Source organism: Marichromatium gracile (assembly GCF_004343155.1).
In the GTDB taxonomy this organism is placed as follows: domain Bacteria; phylum Pseudomonadota; class Gammaproteobacteria; order Chromatiales; family Chromatiaceae; genus Marichromatium; species Marichromatium gracile.
The window spans coordinates 312,485-329,872 of record NZ_SMDC01000003.1 but is presented as its reverse complement, the minus strand read 5'-3'; the positions used below and the strand labels follow the sequence as shown (position 1 = coordinate 329,872).

16 protein-coding genes are annotated in these 17,388 nt (G+C 70.3%); 4 read left to right on the top strand and 12 right to left on the bottom strand.

The window, feature by feature from the left end; translation table 11 throughout:
* Positions 1-29 precede the first annotated feature (29 nt).
* The 4 genes from EDC29_RS07135 to EDC29_RS07120 all read left to right on the top strand — a co-directional run bounded on the left by EDC29_RS07135 (position 30) and on the right by EDC29_RS07120 (position 3,223).
* Positions 30-503: an Hsp20 family protein gene (locus EDC29_RS07135; protein WP_123140057.1), complete on the top strand. Its 474-nt coding sequence runs from the start codon at positions 30-32 to the stop codon at positions 501-503.
* A 134-nt stretch (positions 504-637) separates the two neighbouring features.
* Complete coding sequence (locus EDC29_RS07130) at positions 638-1,996, top strand: Do family serine endopeptidase (RefSeq protein ID WP_123140056.1); 1,359 nt, start codon at positions 638-640, stop codon at positions 1,994-1,996.
* Positions 1,997-2,000: 4 nt separating this feature from the next.
* Positions 2,001-2,963, top strand: coding sequence for a DUF72 domain-containing protein (locus EDC29_RS07125; RefSeq protein ID WP_123143344.1), 963 nt, complete (start codon positions 2,001-2,003; stop codon positions 2,961-2,963).
* The gene (locus EDC29_RS07120; protein WP_123140054.1) at positions 2,960-3,223 is read left to right on the top strand and encodes a hypothetical protein; all 264 of its coding nucleotides are present in this window, start codon (positions 2,960-2,962) and stop codon (positions 3,221-3,223) included. Before EDC29_RS07125 ends, EDC29_RS07120 begins: the two co-directional genes overlap by 4 nt.
* 6 nt (positions 3,224-3,229) lie before the next feature.
* On the opposite strand, the gene galE is transcribed toward EDC29_RS07120, so the two are convergent.
* The 12 genes from galE to EDC29_RS07060 all read right to left on the bottom strand — a co-directional run bounded on the left by galE (position 3,230) and on the right by EDC29_RS07060 (position 17,266).
* On the bottom strand, positions 3,230-4,243 hold the full coding sequence (galE, locus tag EDC29_RS07115) for a UDP-glucose 4-epimerase GalE (RefSeq protein WP_132229143.1): 1,014 nt from the start codon (positions 4,241-4,243) through the stop codon (positions 3,230-3,232).
* A 50-nt stretch (positions 4,244-4,293) separates the two neighbouring features.
* Positions 4,294-4,752, bottom strand: a complete 459-nt coding sequence (locus EDC29_RS07110) for a protein YgfX (protein ID WP_132229141.1) — start codon at positions 4,750-4,752, stop codon at positions 4,294-4,296.
* A gap of 76 nt (positions 4,753-4,828) precedes the next feature.
* Positions 4,829-5,098 carry an FAD assembly factor SdhE gene (locus EDC29_RS07105; RefSeq protein ID WP_123143347.1) on the bottom strand — a complete coding sequence of 90 codons (270 nt, stop codon included), beginning with the start codon at positions 5,096-5,098 and terminating at the stop codon, positions 4,829-4,831.
* An 87-nt stretch (positions 5,099-5,185) separates the two neighbouring features.
* A complete protein-coding gene (locus EDC29_RS07100; protein ID WP_005222533.1) occupies positions 5,186-5,878 on the bottom strand; it encodes a succinate dehydrogenase iron-sulfur subunit in 693 nt (230 codons plus the stop codon).
* 127 nt (positions 5,879-6,005) lie between these two features.
* Positions 6,006-7,769, bottom strand: a complete 1,764-nt coding sequence (gene sdhA / locus EDC29_RS07095; protein ID WP_123140050.1) for a succinate dehydrogenase flavoprotein subunit — start codon at positions 7,767-7,769, stop codon at positions 6,006-6,008.
* An 8-nt stretch (positions 7,770-7,777) separates the two neighbouring features.
* The gene (gene sdhD, locus EDC29_RS07090) at positions 7,778-8,122 is read right to left on the bottom strand and encodes a succinate dehydrogenase, hydrophobic membrane anchor protein (RefSeq protein ID WP_062271791.1); all 345 of its coding nucleotides are present in this window, start codon (positions 8,120-8,122) and stop codon (positions 7,778-7,780) included.
* Complete coding sequence (gene sdhC / locus EDC29_RS07085) at positions 8,119-8,502, bottom strand: succinate dehydrogenase, cytochrome b556 subunit (RefSeq protein WP_123143348.1); 384 nt, start codon at positions 8,500-8,502, stop codon at positions 8,119-8,121. The genes sdhD and sdhC overlap by 4 nt, the downstream gene beginning before the upstream one ends.
* Positions 8,503-8,678: 176 nt before the next feature.
* Positions 8,679-9,599 (bottom strand): lysylphosphatidylglycerol synthase transmembrane domain-containing protein, encoded by a 921-nt coding sequence (locus EDC29_RS07080; protein WP_223806169.1) that lies wholly within the window; start codon positions 9,597-9,599, stop codon positions 8,679-8,681.
* Between the two features lie 8 nt (positions 9,600-9,607).
* Positions 9,608-10,534: a lysophospholipid acyltransferase family protein gene (locus EDC29_RS07075; protein WP_123140047.1), complete on the bottom strand. Its 927-nt coding sequence runs from the start codon at positions 10,532-10,534 to the stop codon at positions 9,608-9,610.
* A complete protein-coding gene (locus tag EDC29_RS07070; protein WP_132229139.1) occupies positions 10,534-14,535 on the bottom strand; it encodes a translocation/assembly module TamB domain-containing protein in 4,002 nt (1,333 codons plus the stop codon). Before EDC29_RS07070 ends, EDC29_RS07075 begins: the two co-directional genes overlap by 1 nt.
* The gene (locus EDC29_RS07065; RefSeq protein WP_242465991.1) at positions 14,532-16,235 is read right to left on the bottom strand and encodes an autotransporter assembly complex protein TamA; all 1,704 of its coding nucleotides are present in this window, start codon (positions 16,233-16,235) and stop codon (positions 14,532-14,534) included. Before EDC29_RS07065 ends, EDC29_RS07070 begins: the two co-directional genes overlap by 4 nt.
* Positions 16,236-16,456: 221 nt before the next feature.
* Positions 16,457-17,266, bottom strand: a complete 810-nt coding sequence (locus EDC29_RS07060) for an ion transporter (protein ID WP_123143484.1) — start codon at positions 17,264-17,266, stop codon at positions 16,457-16,459.
* Positions 17,267-17,388 lie beyond the last annotated feature (122 nt).

The following is a 17,388-nucleotide window of genomic DNA, read 5'->3' as shown; positions in this document are numbered from 1 at the left end:
CCATATTGCTCAATGAAGAGGATATGCACATGACGACCATCGACTTCTCCCCGCTGCTGCGTTCCATGATCGGCTTCGATCGCATGACCTCCGCGCTCGAGAACGCCTATCACTCGGAGCCCGGCGGCTACCCCCCCTACAACATCGAGCGGCGCGGCGAGAACGACTATCGCATCACCATGGCGGTGGCCGGCTTCTCCGAGCAGGACCTCGGGCTTGAGGTCAAGGAGAACATCCTCACCGTCTCGGGATCGCGACCGGAGCAGGCCGAGGAGCCCGGCGAGTATCTCTATCGCGGGATTGCCAACCGCAGCTTCGAGCGCAAGTTCCAGCTCGCCGAGTACGTGCGGGTGCTGGATGCGCGACTGGAGAACGGTCTGCTGCACATCGAGCTGCGCCGTGAGATCCCCGAGGCGATGAAGCCGCGCAGGATCGCCATCCGTGGCGCCGACGGCGAGCACTATCTCGCCGACCAGGGGAGCGGCAAGGTCGAGGCCGCCTGATACCGGTGAGGGTCCTCCCGGACCATGCACCGGACCACGGGCCGGGCGCACGCCCGGCCCGTGCCGCATTCCCGGGGCGCCCCCGACCGGTCCAGCCCCTTGCTTCGCCCATCCCGAGGACATCGAGACAACCGATGAGGCGTTCCTCCGCGCTCCCCCGTCTCGCGCTCGCGCTCGTGCTGCTCTGCACCGCGCCGCTCCCCCAGGCCGCGCTCCCGCTGGCCGTCGACGGCCAGCCGCTGCCGAGCCTGGCGCCGATGCTCGAACGGGTGCTGCCGGCGGTGGTCAACATCTCCACCGTCACCGCGATCGAGACCGCCGACCACCCGCTGCTGCGCGACCCCTTCTTCCGCCGCTTCTTCGATCTGCCGCGCGAACGCAAGCGCGAGAACAGCAGTCTCGGCTCGGGGGTGATCGTCGACGCCCGCCGCGGGCTGGTGCTGACCAACCACCACGTCATCGACAAGGCCGACCAGATCCGCGTCACCCTGCAGGACGGGCGCGCGCTCGAGGCCAGCCTGATCGGCACCGACCCCGAGACCGACATCGCGGTGCTGGAGATCCCCGCCGCGGGGCTCAGCGCCCTGCCCTTCGCCGCCGCCGACACACTCGCCGTCGGCGACTTCGTGGTCGCCATCGGCAACCCCTTCGGGCTGCGCCAGACGGTGACCTCGGGGATCGTCAGCGGGCTGGGGCGCTCCGGGCTCGGCATCGAGGGCTACGAGAACTTCATCCAGACCGATGCCTCGATCAACCCCGGCAACTCCGGCGGCCCGCTGGTCAACCTGCGCGGCGAGCTGATCGGCATCAACACCGCCATCCTCGCCCCCGGCGGCGGCAACATCGGCATCGGCTTCGCCATCCCGGTGGACATGGCGCGCGCGATCATGACCCAGCTCGTCGAGCACGGCGAGATGCGTCGCGGCCAGTTCGGCGCGGCGGTACAGAACATCGATCACGCCCTGGCCGCCGCGCTCGGACTCGAGCACCGCGCCGGCGCCGTGGTCACCCGCATCGACCCCGACTCGGCCGCCGCCGCGGCCGGGCTGCGGGTCGGCGACGTCATCCTCGGCGTCAACGACGAGCCGATCGCCAACGCCAGCGACGTTCGCAACCGCTTCGGCGTGCTGCGGGTCGGCAGCCGGGTCGCGCTCGACATCGTCCGCGACGGGCGCGCGTTGCGCCTGAATGGGCTGATCGCCGATCCCTACCGCGACTACCTCCCCGGCGCGCGCATCGACGAGGCCCTCGCCGGCGCGCTGATCGGCGCCTTCGATCGCAGCGGCGGCGTCCCCGGGCTGCCGGTGGGCAGGGTCGAGCCCGACTCGCCGGCCTGGGCGGCGGGGCTGCGCGAGGGCGACCGCATCCTCAACGCCAACGGCGTGCGCATCGACGCACTGCAGACCCTGGCGCGCGTACTGCGCCGCGCCGGCGGGCTCTACAGCCTGAGCCTGCAACGCGGCGACGAGCTGGTGCGCCTGTCGCGGCGCTGAGACCATGACCGAGCAGCTCGATCTGTTCGGCGCCCCGACGGCGGCCGAGACCGTCGCCCCCGCCCCCCGGTCCCAACCCGAGCAGTCACTCCCGGCGGGGCTACGCCTCGGCACCTCGTCCTGGTCCTTCCCCGGCTGGGACGGACTGGTCTATGCCGGCGCCCACCCCAGCAGCCGGCTCTCGCGCCACGGGCTCGGCGCCTATGCCGCCCACCCCTGGTATCGCACCGTCGGCGTCGACAGCGGTTACCATGCGCCGCTGCCGCGCGCGCGCCTGGCCGGCTATGCCGAGCAGGTACCGCCCGACTTCCGCTTTCTGGTCAAGGCCCCGGCGCTGGTCACCGATCCCTTCGAGCGGGGCGGCGGCGGGGTCCCCCAAGCCGCCAACCCCGGCTTTCTCGATCCGGCGCGCGCCACCGAGCTGGCCGTCGCCCCCTTCGTCGAGGCTCTGGGCGACCGCGCCGGGGTACTGCTGTTCCAGTTCCCGCCGCTCGGGCGCGCCCTCGCCGAGCAACCACGCCGCTTCGCCGAGGCGCTCTACCGCTTCCTCCACCGCCTGCCGCAGGGGCCCTGCTATGCCGTCGAGGTGCGCGATCGCGACCTGCTCACCCGCGATCTGGCCGAGGCGCTGCGTCACGGCGGTGCCCGTCCGGCCCATGCCCTGCACCCGCGTCTCCCCGACCTCGCCGCACAACAGCAATGCTTCGCCGACCTGCCGCCGGGTCCGGTGGTGATCCGCTGGATGCTCCACGCCGGGTTCGGCTACGAGGCCGCGCGCCGGCGCTACGCCCCCTTCGACCGTCTCCACGACCCCGACCCGGCCAGTCGCGCCGCGATCGCCCGGCTGGTGCGTGCGGCACTCGGCGCCGGCGAGTCGGTCTATGTGATCGTCAACAACAAGGCCGAGGGTTGCGCCCCGCTGAGCCTGGAGGCACTGGGGGCGGAGATCCTGGGAGGGGAAGGATGAGACGGCGACTCGACCCGATCCTGGTACTGGCGCTCGGTCTCGGCGCCCCCGGCGCGATCGCCGGGGTGGACCCGCTGCTCGAGGACGCGCCGGCGCCGCGACAGGACAAGCACTACAGCACCCGCCCGAGCCAGCGTCAGCCGGCACCGCCGCCGCTGGTCATGCCGCCGCCCCGGGTCGAGGTCGTGGTGCCGATGCGACCAGCGCCGCGCCCCTGGCCACCACGCCCCTGGCCCCGACCCTGGCCGCCACGGCGCTGACCGCCCTCAGGCATAGCCCCCGGGGTTGTCGGACTGCCAGCGCCAGGCATCCCCGACCATGGCATCGATGTCGAGCACGGCCTCCCAGCCGAGCAGCGCGCGGGCGCGGCCGGGGTCGGCGTAACAGGTGGCGATGTCGCCGGGACGGCGGGCGACGATCTCGTAGGGCACCGGGCGTCCGCTGACCCGCTCGAAGGCATCGACCATCTCCAGCACGCTGTAGCCGCGTCCGGTGCCGAGGTTGATCGCCTCGACCCCGGGGCGCGCCTCGCGCAACCGGCGCAGCGCGGCGAGATGACCGCGCGCGAGGTCGACGACATGGATGTAGTCGCGCACCCCGGTGCCATCGGCGGTGGGATAGTCGTCGCCGAACACCTGCAGCCGGGGCCGTCGCCCGATCGCGACCTGGGCGACGTAGGGCATGAGGTTGTTGGGGATGCCGCGCGGGTCCTCGCCGATACGCCCGCTCGGGTGCGCCCCGACCGGGTTGAAGTAGCGCAGCAACGCCAGATTCCAGCGCGGGTCGGCACGATGCAGGTCGCCGAGCATCTGCTCGATGAAGAGCTTGGAGCGGCCATAGGGGTTGGTCGCCGAGAGCGCGAAGTCCTCGGTGATCGGCACCCGCGCCGGATCGCCGTAGACGGTGGCCGAGGAGCTGAACACCAGATCGCGCACCCCGGCCTCGGCCATCACCTCACAGAGCGTGAGGGTGGCGCCGAGGTTGTTGTCGTAGTAGCGCAGCGGCTGCTCGACTGACTCGCCGACGGCCTTGAGCCCGGCGAAGTGGATCACCGCGTCGATCGGCGCGGCGGCGAACACCGCGGCGAGCGCGGCGCGATCGCGCAGATCGATGGCGTGGAGCGCGACTGCGCGGCCGGTGATCTCCCGCACCCGATGCAGCGAGACCTCGCTGCTGTTGCTGAGGTTGTCGACGACCACCACCTCGTTGCCCGCCTCGAGCAGTTCGACACAGGTGTGGCTGCCGATATAACCGGCGCCGCCGGTGACCAGAACACGCATCGACTCTCTCCTCTCGATCAATGGACGATCCTTCTCCGAGCGCCCGCAGTCTAACCCAATCCCCCGGCGCCCTCAGCCACGCCCCGATGGCGCAGCCGCACCCGCAGCCAGCGCAGGGTATCGGCGTCGAGCGCATCGACGAACAGCACCAGGGAGCGCCGCCGCAGCCGGCCGACGCGCCAGTGCAACACCACCAGTCGGGGCGCGACGAAGCTCGCCGCACTGAGTCGCGCGTTCAGCTCGCGCCCGTCGCGCAACCACAGCCGCCAGCCGCCGTCGGCCTCCCAACGCGCCGCCACGATCGACCAGGGCAGTCGGGCATGGACACGATCGAGCAGCGCGAAACCGGCGCCGAGCAGGATCAGCGCGGCCAGCGCCCAGCGCCAGTGGCCCAGCGGCAAGGCCAGCGCCACCGCAACGGCGAGCGTGTGCACGAGCAGGATCCAGAGCAGCAGACGGGACGAGCGACGGGGGCGGATCGACAGTGGCGGGAAGTGGGTGGCGGACATCGGCGGACTCCATGAGGCTGGAGACGACGCCCGCGGGACCGGCACGCGGGGCAGAGACGCGTGCCGGAGGACGGCGTCAGTCGCGCTGTACGCTGACCACCGCGAGGATCCGCTCCACCATGACGGCGATCTCCGGGTCGGGCGCCTCGACGCCCATCATGAACCAGTCGTTGAGGATCTGGTCCTGCTCGCCGAGCAGGCGCTGGAAGGCCACGCGCCCGGCGGCATCGAGGTCATCGTAGCCGAGTTCGAGAAAGCGGGAGAACAGATGGTCGAGTTCCAACAGGCCACGGCGACACTGCCAGGCCAGGCGTTGACGCTCGGACGCGGGGGTGGAATCGGTCATGAACGAGGTTCCTGTGAAGCGGCATCGGTCGGACGCCCCGGCCCGGCGCGACAGGCGGCGGGCCGGGGACGGCATGGTCGCGCGGGCCTAGATCCCCTTGTCGAGCATCAGGTCCTTGATGTGACCGATGGCGCGGGTCGGGTTCAGGCCCTTGGGGCAGACCTCGACGCAGTTCATGATGGTGTGGCAGCGGAACAGCTTGTAAGGCCCGGTGAGGGCGTCGAGCCGCTCCTCGGTGGCCTGGTCGCGGCTGTCGGCGAGGAAGCGCCAGGACTGCAGCAGCGCCGCCGGACCGTGGAACTTCTCCGGATTCCACCAGAACGACGGACAGGCCGTCGAACAGCAACCGCAGAGGATGCACTCGTAGAGTCCGTCGAGCTTGTCGCGATCGGCCGGCGACTGCAGGATCTCCTGCTCCGGCAGCGGATCGTTGCGCACCAGATAGGGCTTGACCGCACGATACTGCTCGTAGAACTGGGTCATGTCGACGACCAGGTCACGGATGATCGGGCGACCCGGCAGCGGGCGCACCTTGATCGACCTGCCCAGCTCGGCGACCGGGGTGACACAGGCCAACATGTTGCGCCCGTTGACGTTGACGGCGTCCGATCCGCACACCCCCTCGCCGCAGGAGTGACGGAAGCTGAAGCTCTCGTCCTGCTTCTTGATCTCCAGCAGGGCGTCGCGAAGCATCATGCCCTGGAAGGGCTCGACCTCGAAGTCCTGCATCCGCGGCCGTTCGTCGATGTCCGGATTGTAGCGATAGACGCTGATTTTCATGCTCGGTACCTGATGGGGTCGGGGCGGTGAACGCACGCGGCGCCGCCCCGACCGGAATGGAGTTCAACCAGCGCCGCGCCCGACGGCCCGGCAAACGGACCCTGGACGCGGCGGCGCGAGGCGGGGCTCAGTACACCCGTTCCTTCGGCGGGAAGGACTCGACGGTCAGCGGCTTGGTGCGCACCGGCTTGTAGTCCATGCGATCGCCCTCGCGATAGTAGAGACTGTGCTTGAGCCAGTTCTGGTCGTCGCGATCGGGGTAGTCGGGGCGCGAGTGGGCGCCGCGGCTCTCCTGGCGCTTGAGCGCGGAGACGGCGATCGACATGCCCACGTCCATCATGTTCTCGAGCTCGAGCGCCTCGATGCGCGCGGTGTTGAACACCTTGGAGTGATCGTGCAGGCGCACCTCGGGCAGACGCTCGCGCAGCTCGCAGAGCCGCTCGTAGCCCTCGGTCATGATCTCCTCGGTGCGGAACACCCCGGCGTGGTCCTCCATGCACTTGCGGAACTCGGCGCGCAGCTGCGACACCGGGATGCCCTCGCCCTTCTGCTCCCAGCGGGTCAGGCGCGACATCGCCTGCTCCAGGCTGGCCGAGTCGGTGGTGCGCTGATAGGGGTTCTCGCGCACGTAGTCGATGATGTTCTTGCCCGCCAGGCGGCCGAACACCAGGATGTCGAGCAACGAGTTGCCGCCGAGACGGTTGGCGCCGTGCACCGAGGCACAGGCGCACTCGCCGGCGGCGTAGAGCCCAGGGACGATCTCCTCGGCGCCGTGACCGGCGGGCACCGCCACCCGACCGAAGCGGTCGGTGGGAATGCCGCCCATCGCGTAGTGGGCGGTAGGGAAGACCGGGATCGGCTCGCGCACCGGGTCGGCGCCGGCGAAGATCTTGCTCGACTCGCGGATGCTCGGCAGCCGCTTGGAGATGATGTCCTCGCCGAGGTGGTCGACCTTGAGCAGCACGTGATCGCCGTTGGGACCGCAGCCGCGACCCTCCTTGACCTCGGTGACGATGGCGCGCGAGACCACGTCGCGGCTGGCGAGGTCCTTGGCACGCGGGGCATAGCGCTCCATGAAGCGCTCGCCGTCCTTGTTGATCAGATAGCCGCCCTCGCCGCGCACGCCCTCGGTGATCAGCATGCCCTTGCCGGCGATGCCGGTGGGGTGGAACTGGAAGAACTCCATGTCCATCAGCGGGATGTCGGCGCGCAGCGCCATCGCCACGCCGTCACCGGTGTTGATGTGGGCGTTGGAGGTGGTGCGGAACACCTGGCCGAAGCCGCCGGTGGCGAGCAGCGTCGCCTTGGCCTCGATCAGCATCGGCTCGCCGGTCTCGATCTCGAGCACCAGCGCACCGCAGATCACGCCCTCGGCATCGCGCACCAGATCGAGCGCGAAGAACTCGTCGAAGAAGTGGGTGCGCGAGCGGATGTTCTGCTGATAGAGGGTGTGGAGGATGGCGTGACCGGTGCGGTCGGCCGCGGCACAGGTGCGCGCGGCCTGGTCGCCACCGAAGTTCTGGCTCTGGCCACCGAACGGACGCTGGTAGATCTTGCCGTTGTCGAGCCGCGAGAAGGGCACGCCGGCGTGCTCCAGCTCGTAGACGGTGGGGATGGCCTCGCGACACATGAACTCGATGGCGTCCTGGTCACCGAGATAGTCCGAACCCTTGACGGTATCGAACATGTGCCAGTGCCAGGAGTCGGGCAGCACATTGGCCAGCGCGGCGTTGACGCCACCCTGCGCGGCGACGGTGTGCGAGCGGGTCGGGAAGACCTTGGAGACCACGGCGACGCGCACGTCGGCGCTCGCCAGCTGCAACGCGGCGTTGAGGCCGGCGCCACCGGCTCCGATGATCAGCGCGTCGAAATGGCGTGTTGGGATACTCATGCGTGACCTTACTCCCCGAGACCGGCGGTAATGATCGCCTTGAAGGCCCACAGGCCGGAGGCGACGAAGATGAAAGCGAACAGGGTCAGCAGCGCGACACGGGCGCCGAGATGATGGACATAGTCGATCAGCACGTCACGGATGCCGATCCAGGCGTGCGCGAGCAGCAGCGGCAGGAACAGCAGCCAGCCGGCGGTGACCCAGGGGGTGGTGATCCAGTCGACCAGCGCGGCATGATCGGCCGGCGCGGCGAAGCTGAAGAACACCAGGACATAGCCCAGGAACAGGGCGAGATAGACGGCCGAGGCGCGCTGGATCAGCCAGGCCATGAGACCGGAAGCTTGTCGACTCATCGGAAGGTCCCTCCCAGGGCGATCACGGCAACCAGCGCGGCCAGGGCGGCGAGCAGCGCGGTCCAGGCGGTGGCGCGCGCCACCGGACGGTCGAGCCCCAGGCCCAGGTCGAGCACCAGGAAGCGGAGACCGGCGATCAGATGGTGGAGCAGGCTCCAGATCATCAGTGCGAGCGCCGCCTTGATGAACCAGGAATCGAACAGCGCCGCGGCGAGGGCGAAGCCCTCGGGATCGGACAGCGCGCGATCGAAGAGGACGGCGGCGACCGGGATCGCCAGGATCATCAGCACCCCGCTGACACGATGCAGGATGGAGACGAATGCTGGAATCGGCAGCTTGATCCGCCACAGATCCAGAAAGACAGGTCTAGTGATGTGCATTCTCGAACCTTTGGTGATGCGCAGGGTGCACGCCGATCATTCGACCACCGGCGTTTGCGCGGTTCTGGTAAGTTGTCAGCAAACGAAGAGGTCCCAGCGGCGGGCCAGTGCGGGTCGGCGATCTACCGCATCCGGTTCGTGGTCCGCAACAGGATATCCGGGCCTCTTCGGCACCATCAATCGTTTTCGTCGATACTCGCTCTCGGCAGCAGTAGCGCGAGCGCCCCGAACAGGAGCGTCGCCCCGAGCAGGAACAGGTGCAGGTTCACCGCACCGCTCAGCGCCAGCCGCGGATCCACGCCAAGGGGTACCAGCGCGGCCACGGCGGCGAGCTCATAACTGCCACTGCCAGCGATGCCATGGAACGGCAATACGCTCGAGAGTTCCGCCCCCATCACGCCGGCCAGCACGCGCCAGAAGTCGACCGCCATGAAGTGCTGGAGCACGCCGGCGAAGGCGGCGAACTTCAGCGACCAGCTCGCGGCGGTCCACAGATAGACGCGTGCAACCACGCCGAGATCGCGCGGCGCGGCCTCGGCCACCCGCGCCAGCGCACGGCCCGGTCGGGAACGCGGCGACCAGCGCGCGCCGCCACGGCCCACCCAGGCGAGCACCACCAGCATGGCCAGCCAGCACCCGGCAAGTCCCCACCAGATCCAGGATGGATGACGCAGCGACAGGATCCACAGCCCGATCAACCCCAGAAAATGCAGGTCGAGCACGCGGATCCACACCAGCGAGAAGGCGGCCCCGAGGAAATCGTGACCGAAATAGCGCCGCATCAGCCAGGGGAAGACCAGCTCGCCGGCGCGCATCGGCAACAGATTGTTCGCGACATTGTGCAGCACGCTCAGGCGCAGCACCAACACGAAACGCCCTTCGAGGCGCCTGACATAATACTCGTAGACGCGTACTGCGCGCAGCACATAGCTCAATGCCAGCAGCGCGACCAGCCAGATCAGGGTCAGCGGCGGGAAGCTCGCCCAGGGCGCGAGCAGGGTCGACCAGCCCACCGCCAGCTCGACCGTGACCAGCAACGCGACCAGCAGCAGCGCGCCGATCAGCCAGTCGCGCAGCCGCCCGAGACGCAACGACATCGCGCGCTTCATCGACGCTTGCGCTTGCGTCTGCGCTTCGGCGGATAGATCGGCGCCTCGCCCGGAGGACGGGTCTTGAAGCGCCGGTGCACCCAGAAGTACTGCTCCGGCATCGCCCGCACCTCGGCCTCGATCGCCCGGTTCATGTGCGCGGTATCGGCCTCGCGGTCGCCCGTCGGGAAGTCCTCCAGCGGCGACGCGAAGCGCAGCTCGAGCCCCCGCCCCCAGGGCAGATAGCGCGCGAAGGTCGGGATCACCTGGGCGTCGGACATCGCCGCAAAACGCCCGAGCATGGGCACGGTCGAGGCACTCACCCCGCAGAAGGGCACGAACACCCCGTTGCGTCCGCCGTCCTGGTCGGGCAGATAGAAGAAGGGGATGCCCTCGCGCAGCGCGCGGATCAGGCCGCGCAGATCGTCGTGACGCTCGATCGAGCGGCTGCCGTACTGACGCCGGGCACGACGCACCTGCCAGTCGACCACCGGATTGCGGATCTTCTGGTACATGTAGACGCCGGGATGGACCAGTGCGGTGAAGGCCGCGCCGCCGAGTTCCAGCCCGACGAAGTGCGGCACCAGCACGATCGTCGCGCGCCCCTCGGCCACTGCGTCATCGATCCGCTCGCGCCCCTCGATACGCACCAGTCGCTGCAGGCGCGCGCGCGAGATGCCCCAGCCGACGCCCTGACTGAGCGCAGCCACGCCGAGCCAGCCGAAGTGCGCGCGCAGCACCCGCTCACGCTCGGCCGGGGTGCGATCGGCGAGACAGATGGCGAGATTGCGTCGGGCCACCTCGCGCCGTTCGCGCGCGAGCAGGTAGCCGAGCCGCCCGGCCAGCGAGCCGAGCGCCCAGAGTACGGGGAATGGAAGACGCCCGAGGGCGTAGATCAGCCCCAGCAGCAACCAGCTGGGCCAGTGTTTCGGGTGCGCAAGCATCAGTTCTCGAACTTGAAGAAGATATCCGCACCCTGGCTCTCACCGGTCTCGGTCTGCAGCTCGATGCGACGCGAGAGATCGTACCGCAATCTGACCTTGTTCGGCTCATCGCCGAGACCGCTCTCGTATTCCATGTAGACCTTGGGCGCGACATAGGTCCCGACCGCGAGGCCGGTGTCGTTGATCCGGTCATTGTCCTGCGGCGCGATGCCGGTGACCAGATACTTGATGATCTCCGACTGGCTCATCTCCGGATCGGTGTCGGAGAAGAAGGCCAGCCGCGGGTCGCGCAGGGTGCCGAGCACACGCACCCCGGCCGAGGTGTCACCGCCCTCGCGCTGCGCCTGGAGCAACAGCCCGGGGTTGTCGATCACGCTCTTGGCATAGATCAGCCGGCCCTGCTCGATGGTCAGCGGCACCCCCAGCTCGGCGCCGAGCCCGAAGCCGGCGGAGAAGCGGTACTGACCGTCGATGATCTGCAGCTGGCCGTCGCCGAGCATGTCGCGCCCGGGACGCTGGCTCACCCCGAGCGCGCCGGCGAGCCGGCCATTGACGCCGAAGGCATCGATCGTCACCTCATCGCCGAGCACCAGCCGCAGATCGATGTCGAGCGGATAGGGCGGACTGGTCTCGCTGCCGGCGAGCACCACGTCGCTCGACGGCGAGACCGTGCCCGCGGGCAGGGTGCGGGTGCGGATACGCGCCTCCGGCACGCGGATCTCGCCGCGCAACCGCGCCCCACTCGTACCCGCCTCGAGACGCAGTTCGGGCGAGACCAGGGCGAAGTACTCGGCGGTGTCGGCCACCGTCAGCCGCTCGCCGGCGAGGGTCACCCAGCCGTCCAGGGCGCCGAGATCGGCGCCACCCTCGATCTCGAGCAGCCCCTTGCCGAGCCGGGCCGAACCGCCGAGCGTCAGCCGCTCGCGCGAGCGCGCCTCCAGCGTCAGCCCGAGGTCATCGACCTCGAGCCCGACCAGCGGCACCTCGAAGCCGACCCCGGCCAGCCGCGCCTCGCCCCTCACCCCGGGCGCGGCCAGGGTGCCGGCGAGCGCGAGACGCCCGCGCAGGGTACCGCGCATCGAGGCGATATCCGGCAACAGGTCTGGAACACGCGAGAAGTCGTCGAGATCGACACGCAACTCACCACCTAGCGATTGATCGGGCCGAGCCGGGGCGTCGAGCCGCCAGTCCGGCAGACGCACCTCGCCGGCGAGGGCGCCGAGCCCGCGCAGCGGCAGCTCGAGCCGTGCGACGAGCGCAGCCGGACCGGCCTCGAGACGCAGCGCGCTGCCCGAGAACTCGACCAGCGCCTCCTCCCCCCGGGTCATCAGGGTACGCAGCCGCCCGTCCTCGACCCGGGCCACCAGCCCGCCGTCGAGCACCGTCGACTCGGCGCGCAGCCGGCCGTCGACGGCGAGCGTCCCGGCGAGATCGAGCGTGTCGTCGAGCGCCTGCTCGACCAGCCCGAGATCGAGCCTCAGTCCGTCGATCCCAGCCTCCCAGCCGGTCTCATGGAGCGCCGCGTCAAGACAGCCGCCCGAGCCGCCGCGCTCGCGCAGACACAGCGGCCCCAACCCAGCCTCGGGCAGGGCCAGGCGCAGCGACGCCGGACGCGTCAGCGACCAGTCGCCGAGTGCCTCGCCGGCCACCCGCAGCGCCGCCAGACGCCCATCGTAGCGGCCCTCGGCATCGAGTCCACCGGCAAGGCCGAGGCGGGCCTCGAGCAGCTCACCGGCGAGTTCGGCATCGAGCCGGTGCGCGGCGGTGGTCCCGCTCCCGGCGAGCGTCAGCCGCGACCAGGCACCGCCGAGGCTGAGATCACGGGCATCGAGCCGGATCTCCAGCGGCGCGGCGGGGTCGAGTCCGAGCGCGCTGTCGAGTTCGAGCCGAGCCACCCCCTGCCCCGCCACCAGCACATCGCGCGCCAGCGCGCGCAGCTTGAGGCGCGGATCGGCGACGCTGCCGCCGAGCCGAGCGGAGACGCGCAGCTGGCCGCGAGCGTCCGGCAGCAGGCTGCCGAGATCGGGCGAGTCGAAGCCGAGATCGAGTGCCAGTTGCTCGCGCGCCAGGCTGCCGGCGAGGCTGGCGCGGGTCGGCCCGGAGTCGAGCCGCAACCCGTCGATCTGCAGCACCTCGCCGGCGAGCGCGAGCCGGCCGGCAAGCGCCACCGGATAACCGCGCAGGGTGCCGGCGATCCGCTCGAGCCGGGCATCGAGGCGCAGCCCGTCCGCACCCAGCCCGCCGTCGAGATCGATGGCGCCATCGAGCCGACCGCGCCAGGCCGGGTCGAGCACCCCGGGGTCGATCCCGGCGATCCGTACCGCGCCCTGCCATGCCGTCTCGGGCGCGAGCGTCACCTCAGCCTCGCCACTGACCCGGCCATCGAGCCCGTCGAGGGTGAACTGCTCGAGCGCGATCCGCTCGGCGCTGCCGGCACCCTCGGCGTGCAGCGCCAGTACCGGCAGACCCGGCCCCCGGGTGCTCGCCTCCAGCCGGTAGTCGAAGGCCGCGAGGTCGCCGGTGCTGGCCAGCGACAGCGCGACCCGATCGTCGAGCCCGTCGATCCATTGCCCCGGGTCCAGCCCCTCGCCGTCGAGCGCCAGACGCCAGCGCAACCCCGGCGCCCAGACCAGCTCGCCCTCGCCGCTGATCGTCCCGTCGAGCGTCTCCAGACGCAGACTGTCGAGCGCGACCTGGGTCGAACTCCCCTGCCCCGACGCCCGCAGCTCGAGCGCGGGGAAGGACTCCCCCTCGATCGCCGCGGCAAGACGATAGGCGAAGTCCTCCAGGGTGCCGTCGAGACGCAGCGAGCCCTCGGGGGCGCGCACCAGCGCCGCGCCGCTCAGCGGCCAGCGCAGTCGCGACCAGTCGGCCTCGAGCTGCAGCGCCGGCGGCGCCGGGTCGAGCACCACCCGACCGCTGGCGGCGAGCCGCGCCCCGGAGACCCGCTCGGTGATCTCGAGCGCGCGCAGCTCCAGCGCCGGGGCCAGCCAGTCGCCGTCGAGCCGCAGCGCCAGATGACCGAAATCGGGCAGCTCCGGGGCGCGGGCGTCGAGCTGTCCATCGAGGGTGGCGCGATCGAGATCGCCGGCACTGCGCAGGCTGGCGCTGAGCTCGACCGCCGGCGCGTCGGGCTGGATGTCGGCCAGACGCACCCCGGCCAGCTCCAGCGTCGCCGACCAGCGCGGCGCCTCCAGCACCCCTTCGATCTCGCCTCGGAGCAGCGCCTCGACCGTGCCGCTCAGACGCTGCTCGAGGGCGAGCCGGGCGAGATCACCCCGCGCAAAGCCCTCGCCCCGGAGCGCGATCGCGGGGTCCAGCCCGAGGCGCCAGTCGAGGGCAAGATCGAGCGGATAGTCACCACTCAGGGTCGCCCCACCGGCGGCGGTGAGCGCGGCGCGCGGCTCGCTCAGCTCGACCTCCAGCACCTCCAGCGTCAGCGCCCCCCGGGTCAGCGCGGCGCCCAGCTCGGCGCGTTCGAGCACCAGCCAGGGGGCCGTCTCCGGGGCGCGGAGCCGCAGCCGCTCGAGGGTCAGCGAGTCGACCTCGACGGCCAGCGGCAGGCTCAGATCGGGCAGGGTCAGCGGCGTCGGGTCGGGCTCCTCCGGGCTCGGCGCGAGCGCGAGATCGACCCCGGCGACGGTCAGTGCGCGCACCCGCAGCCGACCGCGCAACAGCGCGCCGGGCGACCAGTCGAGCCGGGCGTGCTCGACGTCGAGACTGATACCGTCGAGGCGCAGTGCCAGCCCGGTGAGATCGAGCGGGCCGAGCACCCGCCCCTCGGCGCGCTCGACCTGCACCACCCCGGGGGCGAGACGCTCGCCCAGCGCGAGCAGGCCGTGCAGCCCGCGCTGGGTGCCGAGCAGCCAGCCGAGCAGCAACACCAAGACGAGCAGCAAGGTGAGCAGCGCGAGCAGCAGCCGGCGCGGCCAGCGGCGGCGGGGCCGCGCAGCTGGCGGGGACGGCGCGGCGGGTGGCGCGGCGCGGGCGGCGTCGTTCATAGGTCGGGACCGATCACGATGTGCAGCCGCGCCGGGGGCCAGCCGCCGTTGTCGTTGTCCTTGCTGAGCGCAAAGGCGAGATCGAGCCGGACCTGCCCGATCGGCGAGGCCCAGCGCACCCCGACCCCGGCGCTGTAGGCGAGCTGCTGATCGTAGTCGGGATCGAAGGCGTTACCGAAGTCGGTGAACAGCGCCGCGCTCCAGGGGCCGCGGATCTCGCGCTCGAGCTCGAGGCTGCCGACGGCGAGATAGCGCCCGCCGACGGTCTGACCGGTGAGCGGGTCGGTCGGGCCCAGGGCATCGTAGTCCCAGCCCCGGATCGAGGCATCGCCACCGGCATAGAAGCGGCGGCTCGCCGGCAGGTCGTCGACCGAATCGGCGAGGGTGGCACCGAGATCGGTGCGGGCGATCAGCCGATAGCGCTCGGCGAAGCGGCGCACCCACTTGAACTGGATCTGACCGCTCAGATAGGAGTGCTCGGCGAGCACGCCGCCGAAGGTGCCGAGCAGGGTGTACTTGATGCGATAGCCGCGATTGGTGTTGACCGGGTCGTCGGAGACCGTCTTCGACCAGGAGATGTTGGGCACCAGCTCGCTGGTGCGTTGCGCCGGGGCGTCGTTGATGGCGACGTCCTCGTAGCGGAAGTCGAACCCGCCGGTGCGCCGCCAACCCTCGCCGGTGAGGCGCGAGTGGGCGAACTGCACGGTGTGGACCCAGCCCTTGCGACTGGCGGTATCGTCATAGACCGATTGCGGCCTGATGGTGAGATAGTCGCGGGTCGGGTCCTGGACCGGGATACGGTAGTCGAGGTTCCATTCCGAGTGACGCGGCGAGAGGATCAGCTCGGTGCGGAACTTGTGGCCCCAGCGATTGAGATAGCGCCGCCGCCAGTCCATGCTGAAGCGCGGCCCGCTGTCGGTGGCGAAGCCGACGCCGAGACGGTACTTGTTGGCCTTGTTGCGGGTGGCGATGACCTCGATGGGGATACGCCCCTCATCGTCGCGCGCCTCCTTGTGCGGCACGATCTCGACCTCGCTGTAGTACTCGCTGCCGAGCAGCCTGCTCTGCAGCTCGAGCAGCAGATCGGGATCGTAGACCGCCCCCGGGGCGAAACGCAGATAGCGCTGCAACAACCCGTCATCGAGCAGGTCCTGGTTGAAGGTCACCTCACCGAGGTGGTACTGGGGACCGGTGTCGAGATGGAAGTGGACCGCCGCGCTGTCGGCCTCGGGGTCGACCAGCACCTGGTGACGGGGCAGGCGGTAGTCGAGATAGCCGTTGGCCGAGGCGGCATAGCGCAGCTCCGACTTGGCGCGCTCGTAGTCGGCGTGCAGCAGCACGTCGCCGCGCTGCATCGGGAAGCGCTCGGGGAAGGCCGGATCGTCCTCGCCGGGACCGCGCACCTGGTAGTCGACGGCGCCGATGCGCACCGGTTCGCCGGGACTCACCCGATAGCGCGCCAGCCAGGGACCGTCGGGCGGGGCGGACTGCTTGAGGGCGGCATCGATCGCCACCCGATACAGACCGAAGGGAGCCAGGGCGTCGCGGATCTGCTGCGGGGCGAGACGGTGCAGCGCGCGCACCCGCGGCAGATCGAGCCCGGCGGCGTCGCGCTCCTGATAGATGTCGAGCAACGCCAGGACGTTGTCGCGCTCCTTGCCCTCGAGCCCGCTGACCTCGACCTTCAGCCCGAGCGCCATGACCGGCGCCATCCACCCGAGCAGCAGGAGCGCCAACCAATGACGGCCCGGTCCCGCAAGACCGGGAGAGTGGGCGTCGCTGGCGCGCCGCGCTGGCTGTGTCACGATCCGCTCCCCTCGCACGAGAATCCGATCCCCATTGATGATGCCGACGGCGCGGTCGCGCAGCGGACATCCGTCCCGCGATCGCGACCGATCATAGCAGAACCACCCCGCCCGACTCAGCGCCCCAACGCCTCGCGCAGCGCGCGCACCTCGGCGCGCAACGCCTGCAGCTCGTGCTCGAGCTGGACGCTGTCACGGTGCATCGAGCGCTCCAGCTCATCGCGTACCCCCTGGTGCTGGGCATCGTGCAGTGTCTGCATGGTGTCGACGATGATGCCGATGAACAGGTTGAGCATGGTGAAGGTGGCGATGAGGATGAAGGGGATGAAGAACAGCCAGGCCAGCGGATAGGCCGCCATCACCGGACGCACGATCCCCATCGACCAGCTCTCCAGGGTCATCACCTGAAACAGGGTGTACATGGAGGCGCCGAGCCCGCCGAACCACTCCGGGAAGCGCTCGCCGAACAGCCCGGTGGCCATCACCGCGAAGACGTAGAAGAGGATCAGCATCAGCAGCGCGATCGAGGAGATCCCGGGCAGCGCCTTGAGCAACGCCTCGACCACGAAGCGCAGTCGCGGCGCCATCGAGATCAGTCGCAGCACCCGCAGCACGCGCAGCGCGCGCAACACCGCCAGCGGTCCGCTGGCCGGGACCAGGGCGATGGCCACCACGGTGAAGTCGAACAGGTTCCAGCCACTGGCGAAGAAGCGCACCCCCCGCGCATAGAGCTTGAGCAGGATCTCGACCACGAACACCGCGAGCACCGCCTGATCGATCAGGTGCAGCACGCCGCCGAAGCCGGCGACCAACGCCGGCGAGGTCTGCAACCCCAGGGTGACGGCGTTGAGGACGATCAGCGCGATGATCACGCGCTGGACGGGATCGGACTCGATCCAGGCACCGATCCGTTCACGACTCGACATACGACAGATTCTCCAGGTTCTCCATGACGAACGACGCCCCCGCCGGCACGAACTGGCGAGGGCGTATTGAAAGACGTGTTAGCGCAGGATGCGCGCCCCGGGCGGGCGCGCGGATGAGCGCA

What these genes read in the sequence shown, in the direction of transcription:
- EDC29_RS07105 (WP_123143347.1), bottom strand. Translation starts at nt 5,098, where the DNA reads ATGACCGATTCCACCCCCGCGTCCGAGCGTCAACGCCTGGCCTGGCAG.
- EDC29_RS07065 (WP_242465991.1), bottom strand. Translation starts at nt 16,235, where the DNA reads ATGGCGCTCGGGCTGAAGGTCGAGGTCAGCGGGCTCGAGGGCAAGGAG.
- EDC29_RS07060 (WP_123143484.1), bottom strand. Translation starts at nt 17,266, where the DNA reads ATGTCGAGTCGTGAACGGATCGGTGCCTGGATCGAGTCCGATCCCGTC.
- EDC29_RS07120 (WP_123140054.1), top strand. Translation starts at nt 2,960, where the DNA reads ATGAGACGGCGACTCGACCCGATCCTGGTACTGGCGCTCGGTCTCGGC.
- EDC29_RS07075 (WP_123140047.1), bottom strand. Translation starts at nt 10,534, where the DNA reads ATGCTTGCGCACCCGAAACACTGGCCCAGCTGGTTGCTGCTGGGGCTG.
- sdhC (WP_123143348.1), bottom strand. Translation starts at nt 8,502, where the DNA reads ATGCACATCACTAGACCTGTCTTTCTGGATCTGTGGCGGATCAAGCTG.
- EDC29_RS07100 (WP_005222533.1), bottom strand. Translation starts at nt 5,878, where the DNA reads ATGAAAATCAGCGTCTATCGCTACAATCCGGACATCGACGAACGGCCG.
- EDC29_RS07110 (WP_132229141.1), bottom strand. Translation starts at nt 4,752, where the DNA reads ATGTCCGCCACCCACTTCCCGCCACTGTCGATCCGCCCCCGTCGCTCG.
- EDC29_RS07130 (WP_123140056.1), top strand. Translation starts at nt 638, where the DNA reads ATGAGGCGTTCCTCCGCGCTCCCCCGTCTCGCGCTCGCGCTCGTGCTG.
- sdhD (WP_062271791.1), bottom strand. Translation starts at nt 8,122, where the DNA reads ATGAGTCGACAAGCTTCCGGTCTCATGGCCTGGCTGATCCAGCGCGCC.
- galE (WP_132229143.1), bottom strand. Translation starts at nt 4,243, where the DNA reads ATGCGTGTTCTGGTCACCGGCGGCGCCGGTTATATCGGCAGCCACACC.
- EDC29_RS07080 (WP_223806169.1), bottom strand. Translation starts at nt 9,599, where the DNA reads ATGTCGTTGCGTCTCGGGCGGCTGCGCGACTGGCTGATCGGCGCGCTG.
- EDC29_RS07125 (WP_123143344.1), top strand. Translation starts at nt 2,001, where the DNA reads ATGACCGAGCAGCTCGATCTGTTCGGCGCCCCGACGGCGGCCGAGACC.
- sdhA (WP_123140050.1), bottom strand. Translation starts at nt 7,769, where the DNA reads ATGAGTATCCCAACACGCCATTTCGACGCGCTGATCATCGGAGCCGGT.
- EDC29_RS07070 (WP_132229139.1), bottom strand. Translation starts at nt 14,535, where the DNA reads ATGAACGACGCCGCCCGCGCCGCGCCACCCGCCGCGCCGTCCCCGCCA.
- EDC29_RS07135 (WP_123140057.1), top strand. Translation starts at nt 30, where the DNA reads ATGACGACCATCGACTTCTCCCCGCTGCTGCGTTCCATGATCGGCTTC.